Here is a 26348-nt window from a genome sequence, read left to right on the forward strand (position 1 = left end):
AGCGGTAGCTTGCCGCAGTTTACCCGGCAGGCAAACGCCTGTATATGTATATACAAGTTAAACAATAACAGGATTTTTGCCGATGTCCGCCTATTTTGCCGAACGCGCCCTGCTGCCCACGGGCTGGGCCAGTAACGTCCGCTTCGAAGTCTCCAGTGATGGCTTGCTTAGCCGGATCGAAGCCGACGCCTCGGCCGACGGCGCCGAACGCCTGGCCGGGCCGCTGCTGCCAGGCATGCCCAACCTGCACTCGCACGCGTTCCAGCGGGCCATGGCGGGGCTGGCGGAAGTCGCGGGCAATCCCAATGACAGCTTCTGGACCTGGCGTGAACTGATGTATCGGCTGGTCGGCAAGATCACCCCGGAGCAGCTGCAGGTCATTGCCCGCCAGCTGTATATCGAGATGCTCAAGGCCGGCTACACCTCGGTGGCAGAATTCCACTACGTGCACCATGACCAGGCGGGCAAGGCCTACGCCGACCCCGCCGAGCTGTCTCGACGCATCAGTGCAGCTGCGGCCAGCAGCGGCATCGGCCTGACCTTGCTGCCGGTGCTGTACAGCCATGCCGGTTTCGGCGGCCAGGCACCGAACGAAGGGCAACGGCGCTTCATCAACTCCACCGAACAGTACCTGCAACTGCAGGCGCAGCTGGCGCCAGTGCTGGCGGCACAACCCGCGCAGCAGCTGGGCCTGTGCTTCCACTCGCTGCGCGCAGTCACGCCCGGTCAGATCGCCGAGGTGCTGGCGGCCGGCAATCAACACTGCCCGATTCATATCCACATCGCCGAACAGCAGAAGGAAGTCGACGACTGCCTGGCCTGGAGCGGGCTGCGGCCGCTGCAATGGCTGTACGAACATGTCGAAGTGGACCGCCGCTGGTGCCTGGTGCACGCCACCCACGCCGAAGCCGACGAAGTCACGGCCATGGCGCGCAGTGGCGCAGTGGCCGGGCTGTGCCTGACCACCGAAGCTAACCTGGGCGACGGCATCTTCCCGGCGGTGGATTTCCTGGCCCAGGGCGGGCGCATGGGCATTGGTTCGGACAGCCATGTGTCGCTGAGCGTGGTCGAGGAGCTGCGCTGGCTGGAATATGGCCAGCGCCTGCGGGATCAGCGGCGTAACCGGCTGTACCGTGGCGACCAGCCAATGGTCGGGCGCACGCTGTATGACGCCGCACTGGTCGGCGGGGCGCAGGCGCTGGGGCAAGCCGTCGGCGAGCTGACAGTAGGCAAGCGGGCCGACTGGCTGGTGCTGGATGGGCAGGACCCGTATATCGCCATGGCCGAGGGTGACGGCATTCTCAACCGCTGGCTGTTCGCGGGCGGCGACCGTCAGGTGCGGGATGTGATGGTCAATGGCAAATGGGTAGTGCGCCAAGGGCAGCACGCCCATGAAGAGGAAAGCCGGCAGGCGTTTGCCGCCGTGTTGCGAGCGCTACTGGGCTGAATGCAGAGGGGCCGCTAAAGCGGCCCCCGTCTTATCAATGCATCTGCACGATCTGCTTGTCCGGCGTACGCCAGATCAAGCGGCTGGTGTCATAGCCCTGCTGGCGGGCCTTGGACATCAGGCTCTCGCGCTCCCACACCGGCAGTGTCGGCGTGCGCGACAGGATCCACAGGTACTTGCGGTCCGGGCTGCCGACGATCGCCGTGCGGTAGTGGTCGTCCACGTACAGTATCCAGTACTCGCCTTTGGCCACGCCCGGTACCAGGCGGGTAAACCAGTTGTCGAACTCCACCCACAGCCTGTCGGTATGCCCCGGCTCCTGGATGTTGGCGTGCCCCTCGGCGCGCAGCCATTCATCCCCCACCGTGCGGCAGCGGTTGAGCACGCCGTACGAGCCATCGGGCTTGAGGTTGTAATGCGCTTCGGACTGTGCGCACTCGGCCTGGTACTTCATCGGCAGGCGCGCCAACTCGTACCACTTGCCCTGATAGCGCTTGAGGTCGACATTACCGGCGGTCTTCGGCGCCAGCGGGTCCGTGGCGGAGGTGGCACAGCCCCCCAGCAGCATGACCAGGCACAGCCCCAGCAGTACGTGCAGACGCCTCATTTGAGGCCCTGCCCGGAGTAGATCAGTACCTTGTCGGCCGCGTATTGCACGCTGATGAAGCTCTTCTCGTCCCCCCAGGTACAGCTGCTCATGCCCAGCGCGCCAGAGCACTCGGTGGGCGTGCCGAGCAGTTGCTCGACCTCGGCCTTGTTCATGCCGGCCTTGAGCTTGGAATAGTTTTCCTGATTGATCTTGCTGCACGCAGTCAGGACGACGCACAAGGACAACAGGGCGAGGGAACGCAACGACATGAAGGGACACTCCTGGAAAATAGACACAGGCGAGTGGCCTGCAGTGATCTTCGACGGGAAAAACCCTCCCTGGTTCCCTGGCGACACCGCTTTAGTCGTACGCCGTTGGTCGGCTGGACCTGCGCAAACGATTAATGTTTTGCCGCGCCGCGACGACACAGCGAGCACGCTGTGGCGCATTGCCACAGCGCCCTCCTATGCCTTGCCTTGTGCAGACCAGAAAAATGACCAAGAACCTCAAGTTCAGCCACAAGATCCTGCTGGCCGCCGCCCTCGTGGTGGCCGTTGCCTTTACCTGTTTCGTGCTGTTCAACGACTACCGACAACGCCAGTCCCTGCGCAGCGACACGCAGACCAACCTGCAGGACCTGGGCAACCTCACCGCCGGTAACATCCGCAACTGGCTCGACAGCCGTATCCAGTTGCTCGACTCACTGGCCCAGCAAGTTGCCGTCGATGGGCCAGGCAAAGCCAGCCTGGACCGCAGCCTGGCCTTGCCGGTGTACGGCAAGAACTTCCAGCTCACCTACTTCGGCGGCCAGGACGGTAGCATGCAGTCGGTACCGGTGGGTAACCGCCCCGCCGACTACGACCCGCGGGTGCGGGGCTGGTACAAGGCGGCCAGCGCCAGCGGCCAAACCATTGTCACAGAGCCGTACATCTCGGCCTCGGCCGGCAAGCTGGTGATCACCCTGGCCACCCCCGTGCAGCAAGCGGGCCGGCTGATCGGCGTCAGCGGCGTCGACACCGACCTGCAGACCATCAGCAACCTGATCAACGCCCTGAACTTCGACGGCCAGGGCCATGCCTTCATCGTCAACGGCGAAGGCAAGATCCTCATCCACCCCAAAGCCGACCTGGCCCTGAAAACCCTGGCCGACATCTACCCGCAGGACACGCCGCGTATCGGCAGCGGCCTGAAGGAAGTCGAAGTCGATGGCCACAAGCAGTTCATCAGCTTCACCCGCGTCGACGGTGTGCCGTCGGCGGACTGGTACGTGGCCCTGGTACTCGACCAGGACGCAGCGTTCGCCATGCTGGGTGAGCTGCGCACCTCCGCCATCATCGCCACCTTCATCGCGGTAGTTGCCATCATCGCCCTGCTCGGCCTGCTAATTCGCGTGCTGATGGAGCCACTGCACCTGATGGGCCGTGCCATGCACGACATCGCCGAAGGCGAAGGCGACCTGACCCGACGCCTGACCATCCACGCCCAGGATGAATTCGGCAGCCTTGGCCAATCGTTCAACCGCTTTGTCGAGCGTATTCACGAGTCGATCCGCGAAGTGGCCTCGGCCACCGGCCAGGTCAACGCCGTGGCCGCCCAGGTGGTGACCGCTTCGAATGCCTCGATCAACAATGCCGACCAGCAGTCCAGCCGTACCAGCAGCGTGGCGGCAGCCATCAACGAGCTGGGCGCCGCCGCCCAGGAAATCGCCCAGAACGCCGCGCTGGCCTCGCAACATTCCAGCGAAGCGCGTGGCCTTGCCGAGGATGGCCAGCAAGTGGTCGGGCGCACCATCGATGTGATGAACCAGTTGTCGGCGCGGATCAGCGACTCGTGCGGCAACATCGAGACGCTCAATGCCCACACCGCCAACATCGGCCAGATCCTCGATGTGATCAGCGGTATTTCCCAGCAGACCAACCTGCTGGCGCTCAACGCCGCGATCGAAGCGGCCCGTGCCGGCGAGGCCGGGCGTGGCTTTGCCGTGGTGGCCGACGAGGTGCGCAACCTGGCCCACCGCACCCAGGAGTCGGCACAGCAGGTGCAGCGCCTGATCGAGGAGCTGCAGGCCGGCGCGCAAGTGGCGGTCAGCACCATGAACCAGAGCCGCCAGCACAGCGACCACAGTGTGGGGATTGCCAACCAGGCCGGCGAGCGCCTGGGCAGCGTGACCCAGCGCATTGGCGAGATCGACGGCATGAACCAGTCGGTGGCCACCGCCACCGAAGAGCAGACGGCCGTGGTCGAGTCGATCAATGTCGACATCACCGAGATCAATACGTTGAATCAGGAAGGGGTGCAGAACCTGCAGAGCACCTTGCGTGCCTGCACCGACCTTGAGCATCAGGTCGAGCGGTTGAAACATCTGGTAGGCAGTTTCAGGATCTGAAACCGCTGGGGCCGCTGTGCGGCCCATCGCGACCTGCGGTCGCTCCTACGTGGGATCGCGTTCCCTCGTAGGAGCGACCGCAGGTCGCGATGGGCTGCAAAGCAGCCCCACTGGCACTAGAACCTGGACCCAGGCTCCAGCAAAAAGTCCATCTCTTCACCGGTACTCGGTCGCCCCAGCACCAGGTTGCGATGCGGGAAGCGCCCGAAGCGGGCAATCACCCGCTGATGCTGCTCGGCGTAATCGAGGAAACCTTCGAACAAACGCCGGTGATCCTCGGGCTGCTCTTCCAGCAGCACCTGGTAACGCTCGACGCACAGGTTCTGCCAGTCCAGCACCTCGGCATGTTCCAGCACCAGCAGCACGAACACCCGCTGGATCGGCAGCAACTGGTAATCCCAGTTCTTCTGCAGGCCCTGCATGGCCACCACCTGCGCCCGCCGGTCGCCTTCAAAGGCACGCGGCGTGTCGCGGTAGATCATGCGCGGCAGCTGGTCCAGCAGGATCAGCAAACCGAGCCAACCCTGCGGGCTCTGCTGCCACTCGTCGAGCCCACCTGCCAGGGCGTCCTCGACCAGGTCGCCAAACAACGCCTGGGCTTCGGCATCGTGATGCTTGCCGAACCACAGCGTGCTCTTCTCGTCAGCCACGGCCTGGGGACTGGTACCCCAACCGAACCACCACTCCAGCAACGGCTGCCAAGGTGCGAGCATGACTTACTCCTTGTGATAGGCGGTGACGCGCTCGACCTCTTCCTTCGAGCCGAGGATCACCGACACGCGCTGGTGCAGGCCCTCCGGCTTGATGTCGAGGATGCGCTGGTAACCATCGGTGGATACGCCGCCGGCCTGTTCAATGATGAACGACATCGGGTTGGCTTCGTACATCAGGCGCAGCTTGCCCGGCTTGCTTGGGTCGCGGGCATCGCGCGGGTACATGAACAGACCGCCACGGGTCAGGATACGGTGCACGTCGGCCACCATCGAGGCGATCCAGCGCATATTGTAGTTCTTCTTCAGCGGGCCGGTCTCACCAGCCAGCAGTTCGCCCACGTAGCGCTGCACCGGCGCTTCCCAGTGACGCTGGTTGGACATGTTGATGGCGAACTCGGCAGTGCTTTCCGGCACGCGGATGTTCTCGTGGGTCAGGACGAAGCTGCCCAGTTCGCGGTCCAGGGTGAAGCCCTTGACGCCGTTGCCCAGGGTCAGGATCAGCATGGTCTGCGGGCCATAGATGGCGTAGCCGGCAGCGACCTGCTGGGTGCCTGGCTGCAGGAAGGCGTTTTCGTTCAGGGTTTCGTTCTGGCTCAGGTACTCGTTAGGGCAACGCAGTACCGAGAAGATGGTGCCGACCGACACGTTGACGTCGATGTTGGACGAACCGTCCAGTGGGTCGAAGACCAGCAGGTAGGCGCCTTTCGGGTACTTGCCCGGGATCTGGTAGGCATTGTCCATTTCCTCGGACGCCATGCCGGCCAGGTGACCGCCCCATTCGTTGGCTTCGAGCAGGATGTCGTTGGAGATCACGTCCAGTTTCTTCTGGACTTCGCCCTGCACGTTTTCAGTGCCCATGCTGCCCAGCACACCGCCAAGGGCGCCTTTGGACACGTGATGGCTGATTTCCTTGCACGCACGCGCCACCACTTCGATCAGGAAGCGCAGATCGGCAGGGGTATTGTTGCTGCGGGTCTGCTCAATCAGATAGCGACTCAGGGTAACGCGGGACATGTATGGCTCCGAAGGATAGGGGGAGAAAACCCCCGCAGTTTACAGGGAGAGTTGCAGCCTAGCGAGCAAAGAGACTCGACTTCCGGCCTTGAGTTCAGCAAGGGCCCGGCCAATGGTCGGCTGGGGCCGCTGTGCGGCCCCTCGATTCAATCCAGAGCCTTCCAGATCTCGGTGGCGTACTCACGAATGGTGCGGTCCGAGGAGAACCATCCCATCCGCGCCGTGTTCAGTACTGCCATGCGCCACCATTCCTGCGGTGTGTGCCACAGCTCCTCGACCCGCCGCTGGGCATCCCAGTAGGCATCGAAGTCGGCGCACACCAGGAAACGGTCATAGCCCACCAGCCCATCGATCAGCCCCGCATAGCGTGACGGATCGTCCGGCGAGAACACCCCGCTGCGAATCGCCTGCAGCACATCGCCCAATCGGCTGGACGCGGCAATCGCCGCATTCGCACCGAAGTCCCCCGCCTTGCGCCGCGCCTCCACCTGCTGCGCGGTCAGGCCGAAGATGAACATGTTGTCCGCACCCACCTGCTCGCACATCTCGACGTTGGCACCGTCGAGCGTACCGATGGTCAGCGCGCCGTTGAGGCCGAATTTCATGTTGCTGGTACCCGACGCCTCGTAGCCAGCCGTGGAGATCTGCTCCGAAAGGTCCGCCGCCGGGATGATGCTCTCTGCCAGGCTGACGTTGTAGTTGGGCAGGAACACCACCTTGAGCAGGCCGCGCACGGTCGGGTCGTTGTTGACCACCCGGGCGATGTCGTTGGCCAGTTTGATGATCAGCTTGGCCTGGTGGTAACTGGCGGCAGCCTTGCCGGCGAAGATCTTCACACGTGGCACCCAGTTGGTACCGGGATCGTTGCGCATGGCCTGGTACAGCGCCACGGTGTGCAGCAGGTTGAGCAGTTGGCGCTTGTACTCATGGATGCGCTTGACCTGCACGTCGAACAGCGCCTCGGGATTTACCGTGACGCCAATCCGGTCCTGGATGATGCTGGCCAGGGCACGCTTGCTGTGCAAGCGTTGGGCGGCGAACTGCTTGCGGAAGCTGGCTTTGTCGGCGAACGGCACCAGCCCGGCCAGACGCCCCTCGGGGTCGTCCTTGAGCTCCGGCCCGAGCGCCTCGACCAGCATCTCGGTCAACTGCGGATTGGACTGGTACAGCCAGCGGCGGAAGGTGATGCCGTTGGTCTTGTTGTTGATGCGCTGCGGGTAGAGCTTGTGCAGCTCGGCGAACACGGTGCTTTTCATCAGTTTGCTGTGCAGCGCCGACACACCATTGACGCTGTGCGAACCCAGGAATGCCAGGTTGCCCATGCGCACCCGACGGCCGTTGTCCTCTTCGATCAGCGATACCGCGCGCAGCACATCGAAGTCGTGCAGGCCTTTGGCCCGCAGGCTGTCGATATGGTAGGCGTTGATCAGGTAGATGATCTGCATGTGCCGCGGCAACATGCGCTCCATCAGTGCCACCGGCCAGGTTTCCAGGGCCTCGGGCAGCAGGGTGTGGTTGGTGTAGGCCAGCGTGCCGACCGTCAGTTCCCAGGCCTTGTCCCAGGGAATTTCATGCTGGTCGACCAATAGCCGCATCAGCTCGGCCACGGCGATTGACGGGTGCGTGTCATTGAGCTGTATGGCGGCGGCATCCGGCAGGTTGAGCAGATTCTGGTGCATGTTCAGATGCCGGCGCAGCAGATCCTGCAGCGACGCCGAAACAAAGAAGTACTCCTGGCGAAGGCGCAGCTCCTGGCCGGCCTCGGTGCTATCGGCCGGATACAGCACCCGCGAGATGCTCTCGGCCCGCGCCACTTCGGCGACGGCACCCAGGTGGTCACCGGCATTGAAGCGCTCCAGGTGCAGCTCTTCCAGTGCCCGCGCCCGCCACAGGCGCAAGGTATTGACGCTGGCGCCGCGCCAGCCAACCACGGGCGTATCGTAGGCTACCGCCCGCACCGTCTCGCCCGGCGACCAAACCTGGCGTTGCTGGCCGTGGGTATCGTGCACGGTTTCGACACTGCCACCGAAACTGATCGGGTAGATCACCTCGGCACGCTCGAACTCCCAGGGGTTGCCGAAGTCCAGCCAGTTCTCGGTCTGTTCCTGCTGCCACCCATCGACCACAGCCTGGCGGAACAGGCCATGTTCGTAACGGATGCCGTAGCCATGGGCAGCGATGCCCAAGGTCGACATGCTCTCCATGAAGCAAGCCGCCAGGCGGCCAAGGCCACCATTGCCCAAGGCGGCATCAGGCTCCAGCAGGCGAATGCGCTCCAGATCGACGTTCAGGCCGTCGAGGGCATCCCGGGCGATATCCAGCAAGCCGAGGTTGCTCAGGCTGTCGTACAGCAGGCGACCGATGAGAAATTCCAGGGAAAGGTAGTAGACCCGCTTCTGACTGCGTCGATAGGCGCGGCGGGTGTGGTCCATCCAGTGGTCGACCATGTGATCGCGCGCGGCCAGGGCGATGGCTTCGAACCAGTCGTGGTCGAAGGCATGCTCTGGGTCCTTGCCGACCGCGTAGGTCAGCTTATCCAGTACAGCAGCGCGAAAATCCGCGACTTCGGCGTCACGTGCTTTAGGTTCCTGGGACATGCGGCATCCTCGGGCAAGTTGACGAAAGCGGAGGGAGACTGTTGAGCCTAGACGCTTCGACCAAGAGCGACAGCCAGTGTTCGCGGTTTTCATGAACGTTTGCGCATTCGGTCAAAAGGTTGTTCATAAATTGAACAATTCCGGTATGATCGCGCGCCCCAAGACCGTGATTCACCCCCATAACGATGAAAACGACCCTGATCGCCGCGGCCGAAGTCGACCGCCTGGAGACCTGGCAGCGCTACACCAGCAACATGTGCCATGGCTGCCATTCGACCTGTTGCACCCTGCCGGTGGAGGTGAAGATCAAGGATCTGATCCGCATCGGCGTGGTCGACGAGTTCGAAAAAGACGAACCGCCGAAGAACGTGGCCAAGCGTTTGCAGAAGGAAGGCATCATCGAGCGCTTCAACCAGAAGTCGGGGATTTTCACCCTGACCCGGATGAGCAACGATGATTGCATGTACCTGGATCGCAAGAGCCGGCTGTGCACCATTTATGACAAGCGGCCGGATACCTGCCGCAACCACCCCAAGGTCGGGCCGCGGCCGGGGTATTGTGCTTATAAGCCGAAGGTGGTTGGGCGGTGATCGCCTTTTGATTGGGTGATGGCCACCAAGCGCATGCCTTGGTTGTGATGTTGTGGCGGATATCGAGCGCCGCCCGCGCGGCGCTCGATTTCATAGGCGCTGAAAATATCGAGGCGGACCCATGGTGGCCCACCCGCAACCTCAAGACAGGCCCACCGCAGCAACCATTCCCACACAATCCACAGACATTTCCTACAAATCCGATCTAGCGATCTCACCCCCTGCGAAATACCCTACAAACCCTGTCGACTCGCGTCTGATTGTTACTGGAAACCTGTCCCCCTAGGCTGTCCAAGTCGCTGAATGGTTCAGCGATCGGGTGTGGAAACCCGGCAATTCATGAGAACTGCGACTGTCGTTATGGCGGTTGTACGCGGAAGGCCGCAAGGCCTGCCGGGGTTCTCATGCCTGGTTTTCCACTCCGTGTACAACCGCCGCCCTTTCGTGTGGAAACGAGCGGGTGCGGTAAATGACATGAGAGCCAGCCATGAAAAAGATCGTCCCCGACCCACCCCACCACTTCGACCTCCCAGACGGCACGACCCTCACCCACGCCATCTGCGAAAATCTCGTCCCTCTCGACCACGTCGTGGTCAACATCACCCACTACCTGATGATCGCCTACAACCACAGCCACTGCGCCCTCGACAACATCGAGGATGACCACACGCGGGAGACGCTGGTGAATGGTTTGCGGGCCATGCAGCTGGCCTGGGGGCAAGCGGATGCCTTGTCGCTCGCCTTGGAACGTACCGGCAGCACGCATTGATGTTCGCCGCTTCGCGGGCAGAGCTGGTGCCATCCACACCAAAGATTCAGGGAGAGGAACCAATGACCGAACACAACCCGACCACCCCCGGCAAAACCTGCTTTTTCCAAGGCGAAGAGCACAAGCAGCCCCTGTTCCAGATCTGCGCTGGCATCCCCTGCCAGGACGCCCGCGACCAAGCCTCCGAACTGCTGGGCTGCGTACGCGACCTGACCCTGAACGCGGTCATGGACAACGACCCGCAACTGATCTGGGCCGCGCACTACCTCAGCGCCTTGGCCAAGGCACTACTGGACGACGCCGAACTGGGCACCACTCGCTAAGCATTCCCCCAGACAAACAAAAACGCCCCCGGCCTTTCGACCGGGGGCGTTTTCATTCAGCCTGAGCTAACTCAGTTCTTGGCTTTCTTGGCAGCGCGGGTACGCTCGCCTTCGTCCAGGATCTTCTTGCGCAGACGGATCGACTTAGGCGTCACTTCGCACAGCTCGTCGTCCTGGATGAATTCCAGAGCCTGTTCCAGGGTGTGGCGAACTGGCGGTACCAGGGCGATGACTTCGTCTTTGCCCGAAGCACGCATGTTGTCGAGCTTCTTGCCTTTGGTCGGGTTCACGCCCAGGTCGTTGTCACGGCTGTTCAGGCCGATGATCTGACCGTTGTAGATCTCCTGGCCGTGCTCGACGAACAGCTTGCCGCGAGCCTGCAGGGTTTCCAGCGAGTAGGTCAGTGCCTTGCCGGTTTCGACCGAAACCAGAACACCGTTCAGACGGCCGGACATCTGGCCCGACTTCATGGTGTCGTAGCGATCGAAGATCGAGGTCAGGATGCCTGCACCGTTGGTCAGGGTCAGGAACTGGTTACGGAAACCGATCAGACCACGGGCTGGAATGTTGTACTCCAGACGCACACGGCCCTTGCCATCCGGCACCATGTTGGTCAGGTCGCCTTTACGCAGGCCCATCTCTTCCATGACCTTGCCCTGGGATTCTTCAGGGATGTCGATGGTGACGTTCTCGAACGGTTCCTGCTTCACGCCGTCGACTTCGCGGATGATCACTTCAGGACGGCCTACGGCCATCTCGAAGCCTTCACGGCGCATGGTTTCGATCAGAACGGACAGGTGCAGCTCACCACGGCCCGATACCTTGAACTTGTCAGGGGAATCGGTTTCCTGAACGCGCAGAGCAACGTTGTACAGCAGCTCCTTGTCCAGACGGTCCTTGATGTTACGGCTGGTGACGAACTTGCCTTCCTTACCGCAGAACGGCGAGTCGTTGACCTGGAAGGTCATCGAAACGGTCGGCTCGTCAACGGTCAGCGGCTTCATCGCCTCTACCGCGTCCGGGGCGCACAGGGTGTCGGAGATGAACAGCTCGTCGAAACCGCTGATGCAGACGATGTCGCCAGCCTGGGCTTCTTCGACGTCGACGCGGTGCAGGCCGTGGTGGCCCATCAGCTTCAGGATACGACCGTTACGCTTCTTGCCGTTGGTGTCGATGGCGACAACCGGGGTGTTCGGCTTGACGCGGCCACGGGCGATACGGCCAACGCCGATAACACCGAGGAAGCTGTTGTAGTCCAGCGCGGAGATCTGCATCTGGAACGAACCGTCACGGTCAACGTCCGGCGCCGGTACGTTGTCGACGATCGACTGGTACAGGGCGGTCATGTCTTCGCCCATGGCGGTGTGGTCCAGACCGGCAATGCCGTTCAGGGCCGAGGCGTAGACGACTTTGAAGTCCAGCTGTTCGTCGGTGGCACCGAGGTTGTCGAACAGGTCGAAGATCTGGTCCAGAACCCAGTCAGGACGCGCGCCCGGACGGTCGACCTTGTTGATCACGACGATCGGCTTGAGGCCAGCTTCGAAAGCCTTCTTGGTCACGAAGCGGGTTTGCGGCATCGGGCCGTCCTGGGCGTCGACCAGCAGCAGCACGGAGTCGACCATCGACATTACACGCTCAACCTCGCCACCGAAGTCGGCGTGGCCGGGGGTGTCGACGATGTTGATGTGGTAGCCGTTCCAGTTGATGGCGGTGTTTTTCGCCAGAATGGTAATACCGCGCTCTTTTTCCTGGTCGTTGGAGTCCATGACGCGCTCGTCGTTGAGCTCGTTACGCTCCAGAGTGCCGGACTGACGCAGGAGTTTGTCGACCAGGGTGGTTTTACCATGGTCAACGTGGGCGATGATGGCGATGTTACGCAGATTTTCGATCACAACTGTATCTCGATCAGAGGATTCGGTTGCCACCTAGTGTAGGCGGCGAATATGTACGCTTTTAGGCTCAGCGGGCCCGATGGTCGGGAGGGCGATGGCGGATGCTGCCGCCATACAGCCCTGGCGTCTTATGTCGGACGATAAACACGCACATTGGCATGTCCCTCACTGAGCAGGTGGTGTGCGTGCAAACGGCTCATCACACCTTTGTCGCAATACAGCAAGTACTGGCGCGTAGGGTCCAGATGCTTGAACTTGCTGTTGATCGCATAGAACGGCATGGCCTGGACTTCGATACCTTCCAGCGCCAGTGGTTCGTCTTCCTGGGCATCGGGGTGACGAATGTCGATGACGATCTGGCCTGGCAGCGCCTCGGCCACTTCCTCGACTTCGATGTCCTTGCCCAGCTCGTCGATCACATGGTCGATGGAGATGAACTTGGCACGCTCCAGGGCGCGCTCCAGCACGGCCATGTCGAACTGCTTTTCTTCGTGCTCCATGCGGTGACGCTTGGCATGGGTGGTCGGGTTCACCGAGATCACGCCGCAGTATTCCGGCATGTGCTTGGCGAAGTCGGCGGTGCCGATCTCGGTAGCCTGGTCGATGATGTCCTGCTTGTGGCTGGCCAGCAACGGGCGCAGTACCAGCTTGTCGGTGGCCGAGTCGATGATCGACAGGTTCGGCAGGGTCTGGCTGGAGACCTGGGAGATCGCCTCGCCGGTAACCAGCGCGTCGATCTGCAGGCGGTCAGCCATGTGTGCGGCACCGCGCAGCATCATGCGCTTGAGGGTCACGCCCATGTAGCTGTTATCGACCTTGTTGAGGATCTCGCCGACCACTTCTTCGAACGGCACGCTGATGAACAGCACGCGCTGGCTGCTGCCGTACTTTTTCCACAGGTAGTGGGCCACTTCCATCACGCCCAGCTCGTGGGCACGGCCACCAAGGTTGAAGAAGCAGAAGTGGGTCATCAGGCCGCGGCGCATCATCTGGTAGGCCGCCACGGTGGAGTCGAAACCACCGGACATCAGCACCAGGGTCTGCTCCAGGGCACCCAGCGGGTAGCCGCCGATGCCGTTGTGCTGGTTGTGGATCACATACAGGCGCTGGTCGCGGATCTCCATGCGCACCACGACTTCAGGCGTCTTCAGGTCGATGCCGGCGGCGCCGCACTGCTGGCGCAGCTGGCTGCCGACGTAGCGGTCGACGTCCATCGAGGTGAAGTCGTGATGCCCGCCGCGCTTGCAGCGCACCGAGAAGCGCTTGCCGGCCAGCAGGTGGCCGAAGTGGTGCTTGCACTTGGCGACGATGTCGTCGAAGTCGCCCAGCGGGTATTCCTCGACCTGCAGGAAGTGGGTAATACCCGGGGTGCAGGTGAGGCGCTCGATCATCTCGCGCTGGACCTTCTCGTCCTCGACGCGGGTGACCACCTCGAGATTGTCCCAGACACCATCGACCGCGAGCTCAGGATCGAGATCCTTGAGCACGTTACGGATGTTCTTGCCGAGCTGGCGGATGAAGCGCTTGCGCACCGGCCGGCTCTTGATGGTGATTTCTGGGAAGACTTTGACGATAAGTTTCATTGGTTAACAGCGCGCGCAGGGCCTGCCGAAAATGAGGGGCGCGAATTATAGCGGAAATTGCTCAGGATTTGACCAACTTTTGATCAGAAGCTTTCAGATAAATGCAGGGACGGTTTTTTGAGCCGCCTGTTCCGGCCCTTTCGCGGGTAAACCCGCTCCCACAGGGACCACACAAGTTTCCAGCGCTGTGCGGTCCCTGTGGGAGCGGGTTTACCCGCGAAAGGGCCCTCAAAGAAAGCACAGCATTCGAGCTGCGCACTCATTTGGTGCGTCACCCTGAATTCCCGCCTCCTAATGGTGCACTTTTGTCCGCAGCCACCCCAGCAAATGCCCGCAAACGCCCCTTTTTATCTCGCCCTCGCCATTTTCGGGCACTGGCATGCAATTTGCTCCCTTGTGAGGCAGGTAAGCTTGGCCGACTATCCGCGCCCGGCAACACCCTTTTTCCAGAGCAGCGGCCCACCGCGCTCTAGACCCTCCGGAGGACAACATGTCGAAGTCGGTTCAACTCATCAAAGATCATGACGTCAAGTGGATTGATCTGCGTTTCACGGACACCAAGGGCGTACAGCATCACGTGACCATGCCGGCGCGTGATGGCCTGGACGAAGACTTCTTCGAAGTCGGCAAGATGTTCGACGGCTCCTCCATCGCTGGCTGGAAAGGCATCGAAGCTTCCGACATGATCCTGATGCCGGTCGACGAGACCGCCGTTCTGGACCCGTTCACCGAAGAACCAACCCTGATCATCACCTGCGACATCGTCGACCCATCGAGCATGCAGGGCTACGATCGCGACCCACGTGCGATCGCCAAGCGCGCCGAAGAGTACCTGAAGAGCACCGGCATCGGTGACACCGTCTTCGCTGGCCCAGAGCCAGAATTCTTCATCTTCGACGAAGTGAAGTTCAAGTCCGACATCTCCGGTTCGATGTTCAAGATCTTCTCCGAGCAAGGCTCGTGGATGTCTGATGCTGACGTGGAAGGCGGCAACAAAGGCCACCGTCCAGGCGTGAAAGGCGGCTACTTCCCGGTTCCGCCGTTCGACCACGACCACGAAATCCGTACCGCCATGTGCAACGCTCTGGAAGAAATGGGCCAGACCGTTGAAGTTCACCACCACGAAGTGGCGACTGCCGGCCAGAACGAAATCGGCGTCAAGTTCAACACCCTGGTGAAGAAAGCTGACGAAGTACAGGCCCTGAAATACGTCGTGCACAACGTTGCCGACGCTTACGGCCGCACCGCTACCTTCATGCCGAAGCCACTGTACGGCGACAACGGTTCGGGCATGCACGTGCACATGTCGATCTGGAAAGACGGCAAGAACACCTTCTCCGGTGAAGGCTATGCCGGCCTGTCCGACACCGCCCTGTACTTCATCGGCGGTATCATCAAGCACGGTAAGGCCCTGAACGGCTTCACCAACCCGTCGACCAACTCGTACAAGCGTCTGGTCCCAGGCTTCGAAGCCCCGGTAATGCTGGCTTACTCGGCTCGCAACCGTTCCGCCTCGATCCGTATTCCTTACGTCGGCAGCCCGAAAGCCCGCCGTATCGAAGCACGCTTCCCGGACCCATCGGCCAACCCGTACCTGGCGTTCGCGGCCCTGCTGATGGCCGGCCTGGACGGCATCCAGAACAAGATCCACCCAGGCGATGCTGCCGACAAGAACCTGTACGACCTGCCGCCTGAAGAAGCCAAGGACATCCCGCAAGTTTGCGGCAGCCTGAAAGAGGCTCTGGAAGAGCTGGATAAAGGCCGTGCGTTCCTGACCAAGGGCGGCGTGTTCTCCGACGACTTCATCGATGCCTTCATCGAGCTGAAGAGCGAAGAGGAAATCAAGGTCCGCACCTTCGTGCACCCGCTGGAATATGAGCTGTACTACAGCTGCTGATCCGATTGGCGCCTGGCGCCAATCAGAATCACCGAAAACGGCCTTCTTCTGAAGGCCGTTTTTTGTTTTACGCTCATCGCTTTCAGATACTCCCTACAAGCAAGACTTACCTGACTGCGCACAATCAAATCTCCGACAATAAGGAGATTGCCATGCGCCCCCTGCCCTTCGTGCTGTGCTTCGTCTTACCTCTTTTCGGCTGCAGCTCCCCCTCACAACCTGAACTCAAGCCTTTGCTCGCGGCAATAGGCCAGCGCCTGGACCTGGCCTACGCCGTAGCCGTGCACAAATGGGACAATGGCGTGCCAGTCGAGGCCCCCCTGCGAGAACAAGAGGTTCTGCAGCAGGTTCAAGCTGCAGCGCATGATTACGACCTGACTCCCGAACGGGCAGCGGCCTTTTTTGCCGACCAGATCGAAGCCAACAAAATCGTCCAGTACGGCTTGATCGACCGCTGGACTGCACTGGGGAAGCGGCCCCCTCAGCAAGCTCGGAACCTCGCAGATGAACTGCGCCCGCGCCTGGACATGCTCCAGGCAACATTGCTGTTCGAACTGGGCAACCTGGACCGCAAGCCGCTTGACGACTGCTCTCGCCAGTTGACCGACGCCCTGGCCGGTCATGCCAGCGACCCGCTGCGGCACATGGCCCTGGTCCGCGCAACCGCACATTTGTGTGTAAAACGCTGACCTCAGCAATGCTCTATATTGGTGCATAAGCGCACCGAACGCTTCGATTTGCAGCCCAAAACGGGTCACTTGAAACGATAAACCAGGGCAATCTGGTCCGAATAAGCGCAATTCCAGGTCTTTATCAGGCGATTCCGCTTCTTTTCGGAGCCTTGGTTTGTTTCTTGCATTTTCCTGTGCAGAGACTGGCATCCGCGGATCCACCGACTGCCCGGCCATGGCCGTGCCCTGCCTGACAAGCGCCAAAAGAGGTCAACGACGCCTTATGACCATCAGCGATGCACAGCACCGTCTGCTTCTGGACAACCTGACCACCGCCACGCTCCTGCTCAACAGCGAACTGCGCCTGGAGTACATGAACCCGGCTGCGGAAATGCTCCTGGCCGTCAGCGGCCAGCGCAGTCATGGGCAGTTCATCAGTGAGCTGTTCACTGAATCGACCGAGGCGCTCAACTCGCTGCGCCAGGCCGTGGAACAGGCGCACCCGTTCACCAAGCGTGAAGCGCAACTGACCTCGCTGACCGGGCAGGCCATCACCGTCGACTATGCCGTGACTCCGATCCTGCATCAGGGCAATACCTTGCTGCTGTTGGAAGTGCACCCGCGTGATCGCTTGCTGCGCATCACCAAGGAAGAAGCCCAGCTGAGCAAGCAGGAAACCACCAAGATGCTGGTGCGCGGCCTGGCCCACGAGATCAAGAACCCGCTTGGCGGTATTCGTGGTGCCGCGCAGCTGCTGGCTCGCGAATTGCCCGAAGAGGGGCTGCGCGACTACACCAACGTGATCATCGAAGAGGCCGACCGCCTGCGCAACCTGGTCGACCGCATGCTCGGCTCGAACAAGCTGCCGTCGCTGGCCATGACCAACATCCACGAAGTACTGGAGCGGGTCTGCAGCCTGGTCGAAGCCGAAAGTCAGGGATGCATCACGTTGGTGCGCGACTACGACCCAAGCCTGCCGGATGTGCTGATCGACCGCGAGCAGATGATCCAGGCCGTACTGAACATCGTGCGCAACGCGATGCAGGCGATCAGTTCGCAGCACGAGTTGCGCCTGGGTCGCATCACCCTGCGCAGCCGTGCCGTGCGCCAGTTCACCATCGGCCATGTGCGCCATCGCCTGGCGGCGCGTATCGAGATCATCGACAACGGCCCAGGCATCCCTGCGGAATTGCAGGACACGCTTTTTTATCCCATGGTCAGCGGGCGCCCGGACGGTACCGGGCTCGGCCTGGCCATTACCCAGAACATCATCAGCCAGCACCAGGGCCTGATCGAGTGTGAAAGCCACGCAGGGCACACCGCCTTCTCGATCTTCCTGCCCCTGGAACAAGGAGCCACCGCCTCATGAGCCGAAGTGAAACCGTATGGATCGTCGATGATGATCGCTCCATCCGCTGGGTCCTGGAAAAAGCCCTGCAACAGGAAGGCATGACCACCCAGAGCTTCGACAGCGCCGATGGTGTCATGGGCCGCCTGGCCCGCCAGCAGCCTGATGTGATCATTTCCGACATTCGCATGCCCGGCGCCAGCGGCCTAGACCTGCTGGCGCAGATCCGCGAACAGCATCCACGCCTGCCGGTCATCATCATGACCGCCCATTCCGATCTGGACAGCGCCGTGGCGTCCTACCAGGGGGGTGCTTTCGAGTACCTGCCCAAGCCGTTCGACGTCGACGAAGCGGTGTCCCTGGTCAAGCGTGCCAATCAGCACGCCCAGGAGCAGCAAGGCCTCGATGTGCCGCAGGCCTTGGCCCGCACCCCGGAAATCATCGGCGAAGCGCCAGCGATGCAGGAGGTGTTCCGCGCTATCGGCCGCCTGAGCCACTCCAACATCACGGTACTGATCAACGGCGAATCCGGTACCGGTAAAGAACTGGTGGCACACGCCCTGCACCGTCACAGCCCGCGTGCCGCATCGCCGTTCATCGCCCTGAACATGGCGGCCATCCCCAAGGACCTGATGGAGTCGGAGCTGTTCGGCCACGAGAAAGGCGCCTTCACCGGCGCGGCCAACCTGCGCCGCGGCCGCTTCGAGCAGGCCGACGGCGGTACCTTGTTCCTCGACGAGATCGGCGACATGCCCGCCGATACCCAGACCCGCCTGCTGCGGGTGCTGGCCGATGGCGAGTTCTATCGCGTTGGCGGCCACGTGCCGGTAAAGGTTGATGTACGCATCATTGCGGCGACCCACCAGAATCTGGAATCGCTGGTGACGGCCGGCAAGTTCCGGGAGGACTTGTTCCACCGCCTCAACGTGATCCGCATCCATATCCCACGCCTGGCCGACCGCCGCGAGGACATTCCGGCGCTGGCCCGGCATTTCCTCGGCCGTGCCGCCCAGGAACTTGCCGTAGAGCCGAAGCTGCTCAAGCCGGAAACCGAAGAATTCATCCGCAACCTGCCGTGGCCAGGCAACGTGCGCCAGCTGGAGAATACCTGCCGCTGGATCACGGTGATGGCCTCGAGTCGCGAAGTGCTGATCGGCGACCTGCCGCCGGAGCTGCTGAACCTGCCGCAGGACGCAGCGCCAGTGACCAACTGGGAACAGGCGCTGCGCCAGTGGGCGGATCAGGCTCTGGCGCGCGGGCAGTCGAACCTGCTCGACAGCGCAGTGCCCAGCTTCGAACGAATCATGATCGAGACCGCGCTCAAACACACTGCCGGGCGCCGGCGGGATGCAGCAGTGCTGCTGGGCTGGGGGCGTAATACCCTGACCCGCAAAATCAAGGAGCTGGGGATGAATGTCGATGGCGGGGATGATGATGAGGGCGAGGACCACTGATCCCTGTTAACCCGTGAAAACTCTGGGGCCGCATTTGCGGCCCCAGTCATTTCTGCCTTCCAGTGCACCGATGCTGTGCCCGATGCACCTCACGAAGGCACAAAACCCCTCAAAATTCGGCCTAATCGCCCTGAAACCCCATGTTTCCATGGCCATGCAAAACTGGCACGCCCCCTGCAATAGTTAATACATATCCAGTTTCGGGGGCCCTGGTACAGGCAGGCCGGGTAACCCCTCTTTTATTTGCAGTAACGCCGCTTTCGGGGACCTTGGTACAGGCAGGCCGAGATATCCCCTCTTTTATTCGTGCAGCTTCACCTGCACCCGCCAACGCCCAGCGTCCTCTGCACCGGCCCATTCGCCGTGCAGGGGACGCGCAGCAATTACCGTCAGCAACAGCCCCTTATCGCTTTTCTGCAATCGCCAGCCGACCGGCTTGCCCTGCAGGTCCAATTGACCACGCTGCGCCTTGCCCTCGGCCTCGAACAACAGCGCAACGGTGCCTTCAACGTTTTCACCATGCAGCTTGGGCTCTTCGTTGAACCACAGGTCCAAGCCATCCTGCACCACCTCGACCTGTTCCAGCACATGCTCATCGGGGGCAGTCAAACGGCCGATCATCAGGCCCACCAAAATGCCGAACAGCGCCAGGGAAAGCAGCATGCGCGGCCAGGCCTTCGAACGCAGGTCGGGTTCGGGGGTAGAATGCTCGTCATCTTCACGTTTGGAGCCGTGCATGTTTCACGTCATCCTTTTTCAACCAGAAATTCCGCCGAATACCGGCAACATCATCCGCCTCTGCGCCAACAGCGGGTGCGCCCTGCACCTGATCGAACCGATCAGCTTCGAACTGGACGACAAGCGCCTGCGCCGTGCCGGGCTGGATTACCACGAGTATGCCACGCTCAAGCGCCACGAAAGCCTGGCCGGATGCCTGGAAAGCCTGGGCAATCCACGGTTGTTCGCCTTCACCACCAAGGGCTCGCACCCGTTCCATGAAGTGGCTTATCAGCCCGGTGACGCGTTTCTGTTCGGGCCAGAGAGCCGCGGCCTGCCGGCCGAAGTGCTGGACAGCCTGCCGGCCGAGCAACGCCTGCGCCTGCCGATGCGGCCAGGGTGTCGCAGCCTGAACCTGTCCAATACCGTGGCGGTTACCGTCTATGAAGCCTGGCGGCAGAACGGGTTTGCCGGGAGCTGATCGCGAGCCTGTACCCGCGAAGACGACAGTACAGGTAACAAAAAAGCGCCCCGAGAGGCGCTTTTTTGTTACCGGCAGAATTACTGCACGGTCGGCGTTTCGCCAGTTTCCTGCATGCGCTGCAGCTCTTGCGCGTACAGGGCATCGAAGTTGACCGGCGACAGCATCAGGGCCGGGAACGAACCGCGGGTCACCAGGCTGTCCAGGGTTTCACGGGCGTACGGGAACAGGATGTTCGGGCAGAACGCGCCGAGGGTGTGGCTCATCGAGGAAGCGTCGAGGTTCTTGATCAGGAAGATGCCGGCCTGCTGAACTTCAGCGATGAAGGCTACTTCGTCGCCGTTCTTGACGGTCACCGACAGGGTCAGTACCACTTCGTGGAAGTCGCCTTCCAGGGCCTTCTGCTTGGTGTTCAGGTCCAGGGCAACGCTTGGCTCCCAGGTCTGACGGAAGATCTGCGGGCTTTTCGGGGCCTCGAACGACAGGTCGCGCACGTAGATGCGCTGCATGGAGAACTGAGGGCTGTTGTCTTCTGCAGCAGCGCCGTTGGTCTGTTGGTCAGTCATGGCAGATCCTTAATCCTAATGTTTTTGAATGCAGTGCAAATCAGGCCGCCAGCAGCGCGTCGAGCTTGCCGGCGCGCTCCAGGGCATAGAGGTCATCGCATCCGCCGACGTGGGTGCTGCCGATCCAGATCTGCGGCACCGAAGTACGGCCGGCCTTCTGGCTCATCTCGGCGCGAACCTGCGGCTTGCCGTCGACCTTGATTTCCTCGAAGGCCACGCCCTTGCTCTCGAGCAGGTACTTGGCGCGCATGCAGTAGGGGCAGTAGTCGCTGGAATAGACGATGACGGGCTTCATATCACTTCACCAGGGGCAGGTTATCGGCTTTCCAGCTGGAAACGCCACCGCTCAGTTTGGCGGCAGTGTAACCGGCCTTGATCAGCTCACCGCAGACCGCGCCGGACTGCTGGCCCATCGCGTCGACGACGATCAGGGTCTTCTCTTTGTGCTTCTCGAGCTCGGTCATGCGGCTGGCGATCTTGTCCTGCGGGATGTTCAGCGCACCGACGATGTGGCCGGCGGAGTATTCCTTGGAAGGACGAATGTCGATGACCAGTGCCTTGTCGGCATTGACCAGCGCGGTCAGTTGGCCGTTGCTCAGGCTCTGGCCGCCACGGCGCAGTTCATTGACGAGCAGTGCAACCAGCAGAACCACGAAGATCGCCACCAGGATGTAGTGATCTGTCGCGAATTGAATCAGGTGAGCAACCATCAGCGGTGTTCCAGGCGATTGAAAATGCCGGCCAGTATACACAGCCCCCCAGTACCACCAAAGCCCGAAGGGCCGGCTGTAAAGGTACCTTCATGTTACCGGGTTGACCGCGCCGGTCGGGCGACGGGACGATTATTCGCCGTTGATGGCGCATTTGCCCTAAAATGCGTGTCTTTATCATCTTTGAACAACCGTGAGTTTGATTGATGACGAGTACGCCCAAACCCCTGGTCCTGATCATCCTGGATGGATTCGGCCACAGCGAAAGCCCCGAATACAACGCCATCTATGCCGCCAATACACCGGTCTATGACCGCCTGCGCGCTACCCAGCCGCACGGCCTGATTTCCGGATCAGGGATGGATGTCGGCCTGCCGGACGGGCAGATGGGCAACTCCGAAGTCGGTCACATGAACCTCGGCGCGGGTCGCGTCGTCTACCAGGACTTCACCCGGGTGACCAAGGCCATCCGTGATGGCGAGTTCTTCCAGAACCCGGTGCTCACCGGCGCCGTGGACAAGGCTGCAAGCGCCGGCAAGGCTGTGCACATCCTCGGCCTGCTGTCCGACGGTGGCGTGCACAGCCATCAGGACCACCTGGTCGCCATGGCCGAACTGGCCGCGCAGCGCGGTGCCGAGAAGATCTACCTGCACGCCTTCCTCGATGGCCGTGACACCCCGCCACGCAGCGCGCAATCGTCGATCGAACTGCTCGACAAGACCTTCGCCAAGCTCGGCAAGGGCCGGATCGCCAGCCTGATCGGCCGCTACTTCGCGATGGACCGCGACAACCGCTGGGACCGCGTCAGCGCCGCCTACAACCTGATCGTCGACAGCGTTGCCGACTACACCGCCGACACCGCCTTGGCAGGCCTGGAAGCCGCCTACGCCCGCGAGGAGAACGACGAATTCGTCAAGGCCACGCGCATTGGCGAGGCGGTCAAGGTCGAAGACGGCGATGCCGTGATCTTCATGAACTTCCGCGCCGACCGCGCCCGCGAGCTGTCGCGCGCCTTCGTCGAGCCGGACTTCAACGAGTTCCCGCGTGCACGCCTGCCGAAGATGGCCGCCTACATCGGCCTGACCCAGTACTCGGCAAAAATCGCCGCGCCGGCAGCCTACGCCCCGTCCAGCCTGAACAACGTACTGGGCGAGTACCTGGCGAAAAACGGCAAGACCCAGCTGCGCATCGCCGAAACCGAAAAGTATGCGCACGTCACGTTCTTCTTCTCCGGTGGCCGTGAAGAGCCGTTCGAAGGCGAAGAGCGCATCCTGATACCGTCGCCAAAGGTCGCCACGTACGACCTGCAGCCCGAGATGAACGCCCCTGAAGTGACCGACCGCATCGTCGAAGCCATCGAGCAGCAGCGTTTTGACGTGATCGTGGTCAACTACGCCAACGGCGACATGGTTGGCCACACCGGCGTGTTCGAGGCTGCCGTCAAAGCAGTCGAAGCCCTGGATACCTGTGTCGGACGCATCGTCGAGGCGCTGGAAAAGGTCGACGGCGAAGCACTGATCACTGCCGACCACGGCAACGTCGAGCAGATGGAAGACGCCTGCACCGGCCAGGCGCACACGGCGCACACCAGCGAGCCGGTGCCGTTCATCTATGTCGGCAAGCGCAAGGTGCAAGTGCGCGAAGGCGGCGTGCTGGCGGACGTGGCGCCGACCATGCTGAAACTGCTGGGCCTGGAAAAGCCGGCAGAAATGACCGGTACTTCGATCCTGGTCGACGCTTAAAGCTGCAAGCTGCAAGCTGCAAGCTGCAAGCTGCAAGCTGCAAGAAGAGGCCTGCCATTGCTCGCTTTTTCTTGCCGCTTGTAGCTTGGCGCTTGCAGCTACTCCATACTAGGCCAGTCTCCATCCCCGGTACGCCAAACCCCATGCTACGCGCCCTGATTCTACTAGCCCTGTCCTGCCTGCTCAGTCCGGCCTTCGCCGATGAGCGCGCACAGACCCAGCAGCAACTGGACGCCACCCGCCAGGACATTGCCGAGCTCAAGAAGACGCTGGGCAAGCTCCAGGAAGAAAAGGCCGGCGTGCAAAAAGACCTCAAGGCCACCGAGACCGACATCGGTAACCTGGAGAAGCAGGTGGAGGCCCTGCAACAAGAACTAAAAAAGACCGAGGGCGAGCTGGAGCGCCTTGATACCGAGAAAAAAAAACTCCAGAGCGCCCGCGTTGAACAACAACGGCTGATAGCCATTCAGGCCCGTTCGGCCTACCAGAACAACGGCCGCGAGGAATACCTCAAGCTGCTGCTCAACCAGCAGAACCCTGAGAAATTCGCTCGCACCCTGTCCTATTACGACTACCTGAGCAAAGCGCGCCTCGACCAGCTCAAGGCGTTCAACGAGACCCTGCGCCAGCTGGCCAGTGTCGAACAGAACATTTCCCGCGAGCAGGAACAGCTGCTGGCCCAGCGCGCCGACCTCGACACCCGCCGCCAGGCGCTGGACGCCGAGCGCGGCAAGCGCCAGCAGGTACTGGCCAAGCTCAACAGCGACGTGAAAGACGGCGACCAGAAGCTGCAGGCCCGCCAACAGGACCAGGCCGACCTGGCCAAGGTGCTCAAGACCATCGAGGAAACCCTGGCCCGCCAGGCCCGCGAAGCCGAAGAAGCACGCAAGAAAGCCCTGCTCGCCCAGCAGGAAGCCGAGAAGCGCCGCCAGCAGGAGGCCTTGGCCGCCCGCGCGGATAAGGAAGATGCCGAGCCGCCGAAAAAGGCCCGCACCACCCTCGGTCCGCTGGTTTCCAGTGACGGCGCCAGCTATGGCGGTGCATTTTCTGCTGCACGGGGAAAACTTCCCTGGCCGGTCAATGGTCGATTGCTGGCACGCTTCGGTGATGCCCGCGGCAGCGATGCCCGGGCCAAGTGGGACGGCGTGATGATCAGCGCCAGCCCCGGCACCCAGGTACGCGCGGTGCACGGCGGGCGCGTGGTGTTTGCCGACTGGTTGCGTGGCGCTGGACTTCTGGTCATTCTCGACCATGGTAATGGTTACCTGAGCCTGTACGGCCACAACCAGAGCCTGCTCAAGAGCGCCGGCGACATCGTCAAGGCCGGCGAAGCCATCTCCACCGTTGGCGACAGTGGTGGCCAGGACAGCGCAGGCTTGTACTTCGCCATCCGCCAGCAGGGCCGGCCGACCGACCCTTCGCAGTGGTGCCGCGGCTGACACATACATACGGCATGGCGCCAAGCGCCCCGCCGATGCTCCGCAGGGAGCGTTTACAGGATCAGGAGTTCGTTCGACATGCTGCATTCGCCTCGCCTCACCCAGCTGGCCCTGACCATCGCCCTGGCGATCGGTGCGCCCCTGGCCAGCGCCGCGGAGCCGGCGAAAGCCTCGCCAGCCAAGCCTGCTGCAGTGCCAGCCACCGAGGTGACCGCCAAGGCACCGCTGCCGCTGGAAGAGCTGCGCACCTTCGCCGAGGTCATGGACCGCATCAAGGCCGCCTACGTCGAACCCGTGGACGACAAGACCCTGCTGGAAAACGCCATCAAGGGCATGCTCAGCAACCTTGACCCACACTCGGCCTACCTCGGCCCTGAGGACTTCCAGGAGCTGCAGGAAAGCACCAGCGGTGAATTCGGCGGCCTCGGCATCGAAGTGGGCCAGGAGGACGGCAACATCAAGGTGGTGTCGCCGATCGACGACACCCCCGCCTCGCGTGCCGGCGTGCAGGCCGGTGACCTGATCGTCAAGATCAACGGCGCACCCACCCGTGGCCAGACCATGACCGAAGCGGTCGACAAGATGCGCGGCAAGATTGGCGAGAAGATTACCCTGACCCTGGTGCGCGACGGCGGCAATCCGTTCGACGTGACCCTTGCCCGTGCGGTGATCCAGGTCAAGAGCGTGAAGAGTCAGCTGCTGGAGAGCGGCTATGGCTACATTCGCATCACCCAGTTCCAGGTCAAGACCGGCGACGAAGTCGGCAAGGCCCTGGCCAAACTGCGCAAGGACAACGGCAAGAAGCTGCGCGGGGTAATCCTCGACCTGCGCAACAACCCCGGTGGCGTGCTGCAGTCGGCAGTGGAAGTTGCCGACCACTTCCTGACCAAGGGCCTGATCGTCTACACCAAGGGCCGCATCGCCAACTCCGAGCTGCGCTTCAATGCCGACCCGGCCGACGCCAGCGAAGGCGTGCCGCTGGTGGTGTTGATCAATGGCGGCAGTGCCTCGGCCTCGGAAATCGTCGCTGGCGCCCTGCAGGACCAGAAGCGTGCCGTGCTGATGGGCACCGACAGCTTCGGCAAGGGCTCGGTACAGACTGTGCTGCCACTGGCCAACGACCGTGCGCTGAAGCTCACCACCGCGCTGTACTACACGCCCAACGGCCGCTCGATCCAGGCCCAGGGCATCGTCCCCGACATCGAAGTGCGCCCGGCCAAGCTGACCGCCGATGCCAGCGACAACGACACCTTCAAGGAAGCCGACCTGCAGGGCCACCTGGGCAACGGCAACGGCGGCGCCGACCGACCGACCGGCAGCAGCAAGCGCCAGGAGCGCCCGCAGGACAGTGACTACCAGCTGAGCCAGGCCCTGAGCCTGCTCAAGGGCCTGAACATCACCAAGGGCGACTGATCCACCC

The 26348-nt window shown here is 62.0% G+C and carries 24 protein-coding genes and 1 pseudogene; 14 read left to right on the plus strand and 11 right to left on the minus strand.

Annotation, left to right across the window (positions count from 1 at the left end; all coding sequences use genetic code 11):
• The first annotated feature begins 82 nt into the window (after positions 1-82).
• Positions 83-1447, plus strand: coding sequence for a formimidoylglutamate deiminase (locus C2H86_RS10050; protein ID WP_159412435.1), 1365 nt, complete (start codon positions 83-85; stop codon positions 1445-1447).
• 34 nt (positions 1448-1481) lie between these two features.
• Here the strand turns inward: C2H86_RS10050 and C2H86_RS10055 are convergent, their stop codons facing one another.
• Positions 1482-2054: a lipocalin family protein gene (locus tag C2H86_RS10055; RefSeq protein WP_159412436.1), complete on the minus strand. Its 573-nt coding sequence runs from the start codon at positions 2052-2054 to the stop codon at positions 1482-1484.
• Complete coding sequence (gene bamE, locus C2H86_RS10060; RefSeq protein WP_027921036.1) at positions 2051-2305, minus strand: outer membrane protein assembly factor BamE domain-containing protein; 255 nt, start codon at positions 2303-2305, stop codon at positions 2051-2053. Before bamE ends, C2H86_RS10055 begins: the two co-directional genes overlap by 4 nt.
• A gap of 224 nt (positions 2306-2529) precedes the next feature.
• On the opposite strand from bamE, the pseudogene C2H86_RS28680 reads away from it, so the two are divergent.
• Both C2H86_RS28680 and C2H86_RS28685 read left to right on the plus strand, forming a co-directional pair.
• A pseudogene (locus C2H86_RS28680) lies at positions 2530-3519 on the plus strand (cache domain-containing protein); the annotation flags it as partial.
• A 177-nt stretch (positions 3520-3696) separates the two neighbouring features.
• A complete protein-coding gene (locus C2H86_RS28685; protein ID WP_374755353.1) occupies positions 3697-4422 on the plus strand; it encodes a methyl-accepting chemotaxis protein in 726 nt (241 codons plus the stop codon).
• A 116-nt stretch (positions 4423-4538) separates the two neighbouring features.
• Here C2H86_RS28685 and C2H86_RS10070 read toward each other — a convergent pair whose 3' ends face one another.
• The 3 genes from C2H86_RS10070 to C2H86_RS10080 all read right to left on the minus strand — a co-directional run bounded on the left by C2H86_RS10070 (position 4539) and on the right by C2H86_RS10080 (position 8746).
• Positions 4539-5135: a DUF924 family protein gene (locus C2H86_RS10070; RefSeq protein ID WP_159412438.1), complete on the minus strand. Its 597-nt coding sequence runs from the start codon at positions 5133-5135 to the stop codon at positions 4539-4541.
• Positions 5136-5138: 3 nt separating this feature from the next.
• A complete protein-coding gene (locus C2H86_RS10075; protein WP_103446028.1) occupies positions 5139-6149 on the minus strand; it encodes a class 1 fructose-bisphosphatase in 1011 nt (336 codons plus the stop codon).
• Positions 6150-6295: 146 nt separating this feature from the next.
• Positions 6296-8746: a glycogen/starch/alpha-glucan phosphorylase gene (locus tag C2H86_RS10080; protein ID WP_159412439.1), complete on the minus strand. Its 2451-nt coding sequence runs from the start codon at positions 8744-8746 to the stop codon at positions 6296-6298.
• Between the two features lie 185 nt (positions 8747-8931).
• On the opposite strand from C2H86_RS10080, the gene C2H86_RS10085 reads away from it, so the two are divergent.
• The 3 genes from C2H86_RS10085 (at position 8932) to C2H86_RS10095 (ending at position 10428) form a co-directional block, all read left to right on the plus strand.
• Entirely contained in the window at positions 8932-9336 is a 405-nt protein-coding gene (locus C2H86_RS10085) for a YkgJ family cysteine cluster protein (RefSeq protein WP_003249225.1), read from the plus strand.
• Positions 9337-9823: 487 nt separating this feature from the next.
• Positions 9824-10105: a hypothetical protein gene (locus tag C2H86_RS10090; protein WP_159412440.1), complete on the plus strand. Its 282-nt coding sequence runs from the start codon at positions 9824-9826 to the stop codon at positions 10103-10105.
• A gap of 62 nt (positions 10106-10167) precedes the next feature.
• On the plus strand, positions 10168-10428 hold the full coding sequence (locus C2H86_RS10095; RefSeq protein ID WP_159412441.1) for a DUF3077 domain-containing protein: 261 nt from the start codon (positions 10168-10170) through the stop codon (positions 10426-10428).
• A 71-nt stretch (positions 10429-10499) separates the two neighbouring features.
• Here C2H86_RS10095 and typA read toward each other — a convergent pair whose 3' ends face one another.
• Together typA and thiI are read right to left on the minus strand one after the other, a co-directional pair.
• Positions 10500-12320 carry a translational GTPase TypA gene (gene typA, locus C2H86_RS10100; RefSeq protein ID WP_027921032.1) on the minus strand — a complete coding sequence of 607 codons (1821 nt, stop codon included), beginning with the start codon at positions 12318-12320 and terminating at the stop codon, positions 10500-10502.
• 128 nt (positions 12321-12448) lie between these two features.
• Entirely contained in the window at positions 12449-13903 is a 1455-nt protein-coding gene (thiI, locus tag C2H86_RS10105; RefSeq protein WP_159412442.1) for a tRNA uracil 4-sulfurtransferase ThiI, read from the minus strand.
• 490 nt (positions 13904-14393) lie between these two features.
• On the opposite strand from thiI, the gene glnA reads away from it, so the two are divergent.
• The 4 genes from glnA to ntrC all read left to right on the plus strand — a co-directional run bounded on the left by glnA (position 14394) and on the right by ntrC (position 19273).
• Positions 14394-15800: a type I glutamate--ammonia ligase gene (glnA, locus tag C2H86_RS10110; RefSeq protein WP_103446036.1), complete on the plus strand. Its 1407-nt coding sequence runs from the start codon at positions 14394-14396 to the stop codon at positions 15798-15800.
• A 152-nt stretch (positions 15801-15952) separates the two neighbouring features.
• Positions 15953-16489 (plus strand): chorismate mutase, encoded by a 537-nt coding sequence (locus tag C2H86_RS10115; protein WP_159412443.1) that lies wholly within the window; start codon positions 15953-15955, stop codon positions 16487-16489.
• Positions 16490-16754: 265 nt separating this feature from the next.
• On the plus strand, positions 16755-17840 hold the full coding sequence (glnL, locus tag C2H86_RS10120) for a nitrogen regulation protein NR(II) (RefSeq protein ID WP_159412444.1): 1086 nt from the start codon (positions 16755-16757) through the stop codon (positions 17838-17840).
• Entirely contained in the window at positions 17837-19273 is a 1437-nt protein-coding gene (gene ntrC, locus C2H86_RS10125; RefSeq protein WP_054884256.1) for a nitrogen regulation protein NR(I), read from the plus strand. The genes glnL and ntrC overlap by 4 nt, the downstream gene beginning before the upstream one ends.
• 300 nt (positions 19274-19573) lie before the next feature.
• On the opposite strand, the gene C2H86_RS10130 is transcribed toward ntrC, so the two are convergent.
• Entirely contained in the window at positions 19574-20011 is a 438-nt protein-coding gene (locus C2H86_RS10130; protein WP_159412445.1) for a hypothetical protein, read from the minus strand.
• Between C2H86_RS10130 and trmL the strand changes: the two genes are divergently transcribed.
• Entirely contained in the window at positions 20010-20471 is a 462-nt protein-coding gene (gene trmL / locus C2H86_RS10135; RefSeq protein ID WP_054884254.1) for a tRNA (uridine(34)/cytosine(34)/5-carboxymethylaminomethyluridine(34)-2'-O)-methyltransferase TrmL, read from the plus strand. The genes C2H86_RS10130 and trmL overlap by 2 nt on opposite strands.
• Positions 20472-20551: 80 nt before the next feature.
• Here trmL and secB read toward each other — a convergent pair whose 3' ends face one another.
• From secB to C2H86_RS10150, 3 genes are read right to left on the minus strand one after another with little or no spacing between them, the layout of a single operon-like run.
• Positions 20552-21037: a protein-export chaperone SecB gene (gene secB / locus C2H86_RS10140; RefSeq protein WP_060480433.1), complete on the minus strand. Its 486-nt coding sequence runs from the start codon at positions 21035-21037 to the stop codon at positions 20552-20554.
• 40 nt (positions 21038-21077) lie between these two features.
• Positions 21078-21332: a glutaredoxin 3 gene (gene grxC, locus C2H86_RS10145; protein WP_003249204.1), complete on the minus strand. Its 255-nt coding sequence runs from the start codon at positions 21330-21332 to the stop codon at positions 21078-21080.
• 1 nt (position 21333) lies between these two features.
• Positions 21334-21747, minus strand: coding sequence for a rhodanese-like domain-containing protein (locus C2H86_RS10150; protein ID WP_159412446.1), 414 nt, complete (start codon positions 21745-21747; stop codon positions 21334-21336).
• A gap of 206 nt (positions 21748-21953) precedes the next feature.
• Between C2H86_RS10150 and gpmI the strand changes: the two genes are divergently transcribed.
• The 3 genes from gpmI (at position 21954) to C2H86_RS10165 (ending at position 26341) form a co-directional block, all read left to right on the plus strand.
• A complete protein-coding gene (gene gpmI, locus C2H86_RS10155; RefSeq protein WP_159412447.1) occupies positions 21954-23489 on the plus strand; it encodes a 2,3-bisphosphoglycerate-independent phosphoglycerate mutase in 1536 nt (511 codons plus the stop codon).
• Between the two features lie 143 nt (positions 23490-23632).
• Positions 23633-24928, plus strand: coding sequence for a murein hydrolase activator EnvC family protein (locus tag C2H86_RS10160; protein WP_159412448.1), 1296 nt, complete (start codon positions 23633-23635; stop codon positions 24926-24928).
• Between the two features lie 78 nt (positions 24929-25006).
• Positions 25007-26341 (plus strand): S41 family peptidase, encoded by a 1335-nt coding sequence (locus C2H86_RS10165; RefSeq protein WP_159412449.1) that lies wholly within the window; start codon positions 25007-25009, stop codon positions 26339-26341.
• The last annotated feature ends 7 nt before the right edge of the window (positions 26342-26348 follow it).

This window comes from Pseudomonas putida (assembly GCF_009883635.2).
Taxonomy (GTDB): Bacteria; Pseudomonadota; Gammaproteobacteria; order Pseudomonadales; family Pseudomonadaceae; genus Aquipseudomonas; species Aquipseudomonas putida_W.

Coding starts and splice junctions, on each gene's coding strand:
- ntrC (WP_054884256.1), top strand. CDS start 17,837: ATGAGCCGAAGTGAAACCGTATGGATCGTCGATGATGATCGCTCCATC.
- gpmI (WP_159412447.1), top strand. CDS start 21,954: ATGACGAGTACGCCCAAACCCCTGGTCCTGATCATCCTGGATGGATTC.
- C2H86_RS10070 (WP_159412438.1), bottom strand. CDS start 5,135: ATGCTCGCACCTTGGCAGCCGTTGCTGGAGTGGTGGTTCGGTTGGGGT.
- C2H86_RS10115 (WP_159412443.1), top strand. CDS start 15,953: ATGCGCCCCCTGCCCTTCGTGCTGTGCTTCGTCTTACCTCTTTTCGGC.
- trmL (WP_054884254.1), top strand. CDS start 20,010: ATGTTTCACGTCATCCTTTTTCAACCAGAAATTCCGCCGAATACCGGC.
- C2H86_RS10130 (WP_159412445.1), bottom strand. CDS start 20,011: ATGCACGGCTCCAAACGTGAAGATGACGAGCATTCTACCCCCGAACCC.
- grxC (WP_003249204.1), bottom strand. CDS start 21,332: ATGAAGCCCGTCATCGTCTATTCCAGCGACTACTGCCCCTACTGCATG.
- bamE (WP_027921036.1), bottom strand. CDS start 2,305: ATGTCGTTGCGTTCCCTCGCCCTGTTGTCCTTGTGCGTCGTCCTGACT.
- glnL (WP_159412444.1), top strand. CDS start 16,755: ATGACCATCAGCGATGCACAGCACCGTCTGCTTCTGGACAACCTGACC.
- C2H86_RS10150 (WP_159412446.1), bottom strand. CDS start 21,747: ATGGTTGCTCACCTGATTCAATTCGCGACAGATCACTACATCCTGGTG.
- C2H86_RS10160 (WP_159412448.1), top strand. CDS start 23,633: ATGCTACGCGCCCTGATTCTACTAGCCCTGTCCTGCCTGCTCAGTCCG.
- C2H86_RS10095 (WP_159412441.1), top strand. CDS start 10,168: ATGACCGAACACAACCCGACCACCCCCGGCAAAACCTGCTTTTTCCAA.
- C2H86_RS10090 (WP_159412440.1), top strand. CDS start 9,824: ATGAAAAAGATCGTCCCCGACCCACCCCACCACTTCGACCTCCCAGAC.
- secB (WP_060480433.1), bottom strand. CDS start 21,037: ATGACTGACCAACAGACCAACGGCGCTGCTGCAGAAGACAACAGCCCT.
- C2H86_RS10165 (WP_159412449.1), top strand. CDS start 25,007: ATGCTGCATTCGCCTCGCCTCACCCAGCTGGCCCTGACCATCGCCCTG.
- C2H86_RS10055 (WP_159412436.1), bottom strand. CDS start 2,054: ATGAGGCGTCTGCACGTACTGCTGGGGCTGTGCCTGGTCATGCTGCTG.
- C2H86_RS10075 (WP_103446028.1), bottom strand. CDS start 6,149: ATGTCCCGCGTTACCCTGAGTCGCTATCTGATTGAGCAGACCCGCAGC.
- C2H86_RS10050 (WP_159412435.1), top strand. CDS start 83: ATGTCCGCCTATTTTGCCGAACGCGCCCTGCTGCCCACGGGCTGGGCC.
- thiI (WP_159412442.1), bottom strand. CDS start 13,903: ATGAAACTTATCGTCAAAGTCTTCCCAGAAATCACCATCAAGAGCCGG.
- C2H86_RS10085 (WP_003249225.1), top strand. CDS start 8,932: ATGAAAACGACCCTGATCGCCGCGGCCGAAGTCGACCGCCTGGAGACC.
- glnA (WP_103446036.1), top strand. CDS start 14,394: ATGTCGAAGTCGGTTCAACTCATCAAAGATCATGACGTCAAGTGGATT.
- C2H86_RS10080 (WP_159412439.1), bottom strand. CDS start 8,746: ATGTCCCAGGAACCTAAAGCACGTGACGCCGAAGTCGCGGATTTTCGC.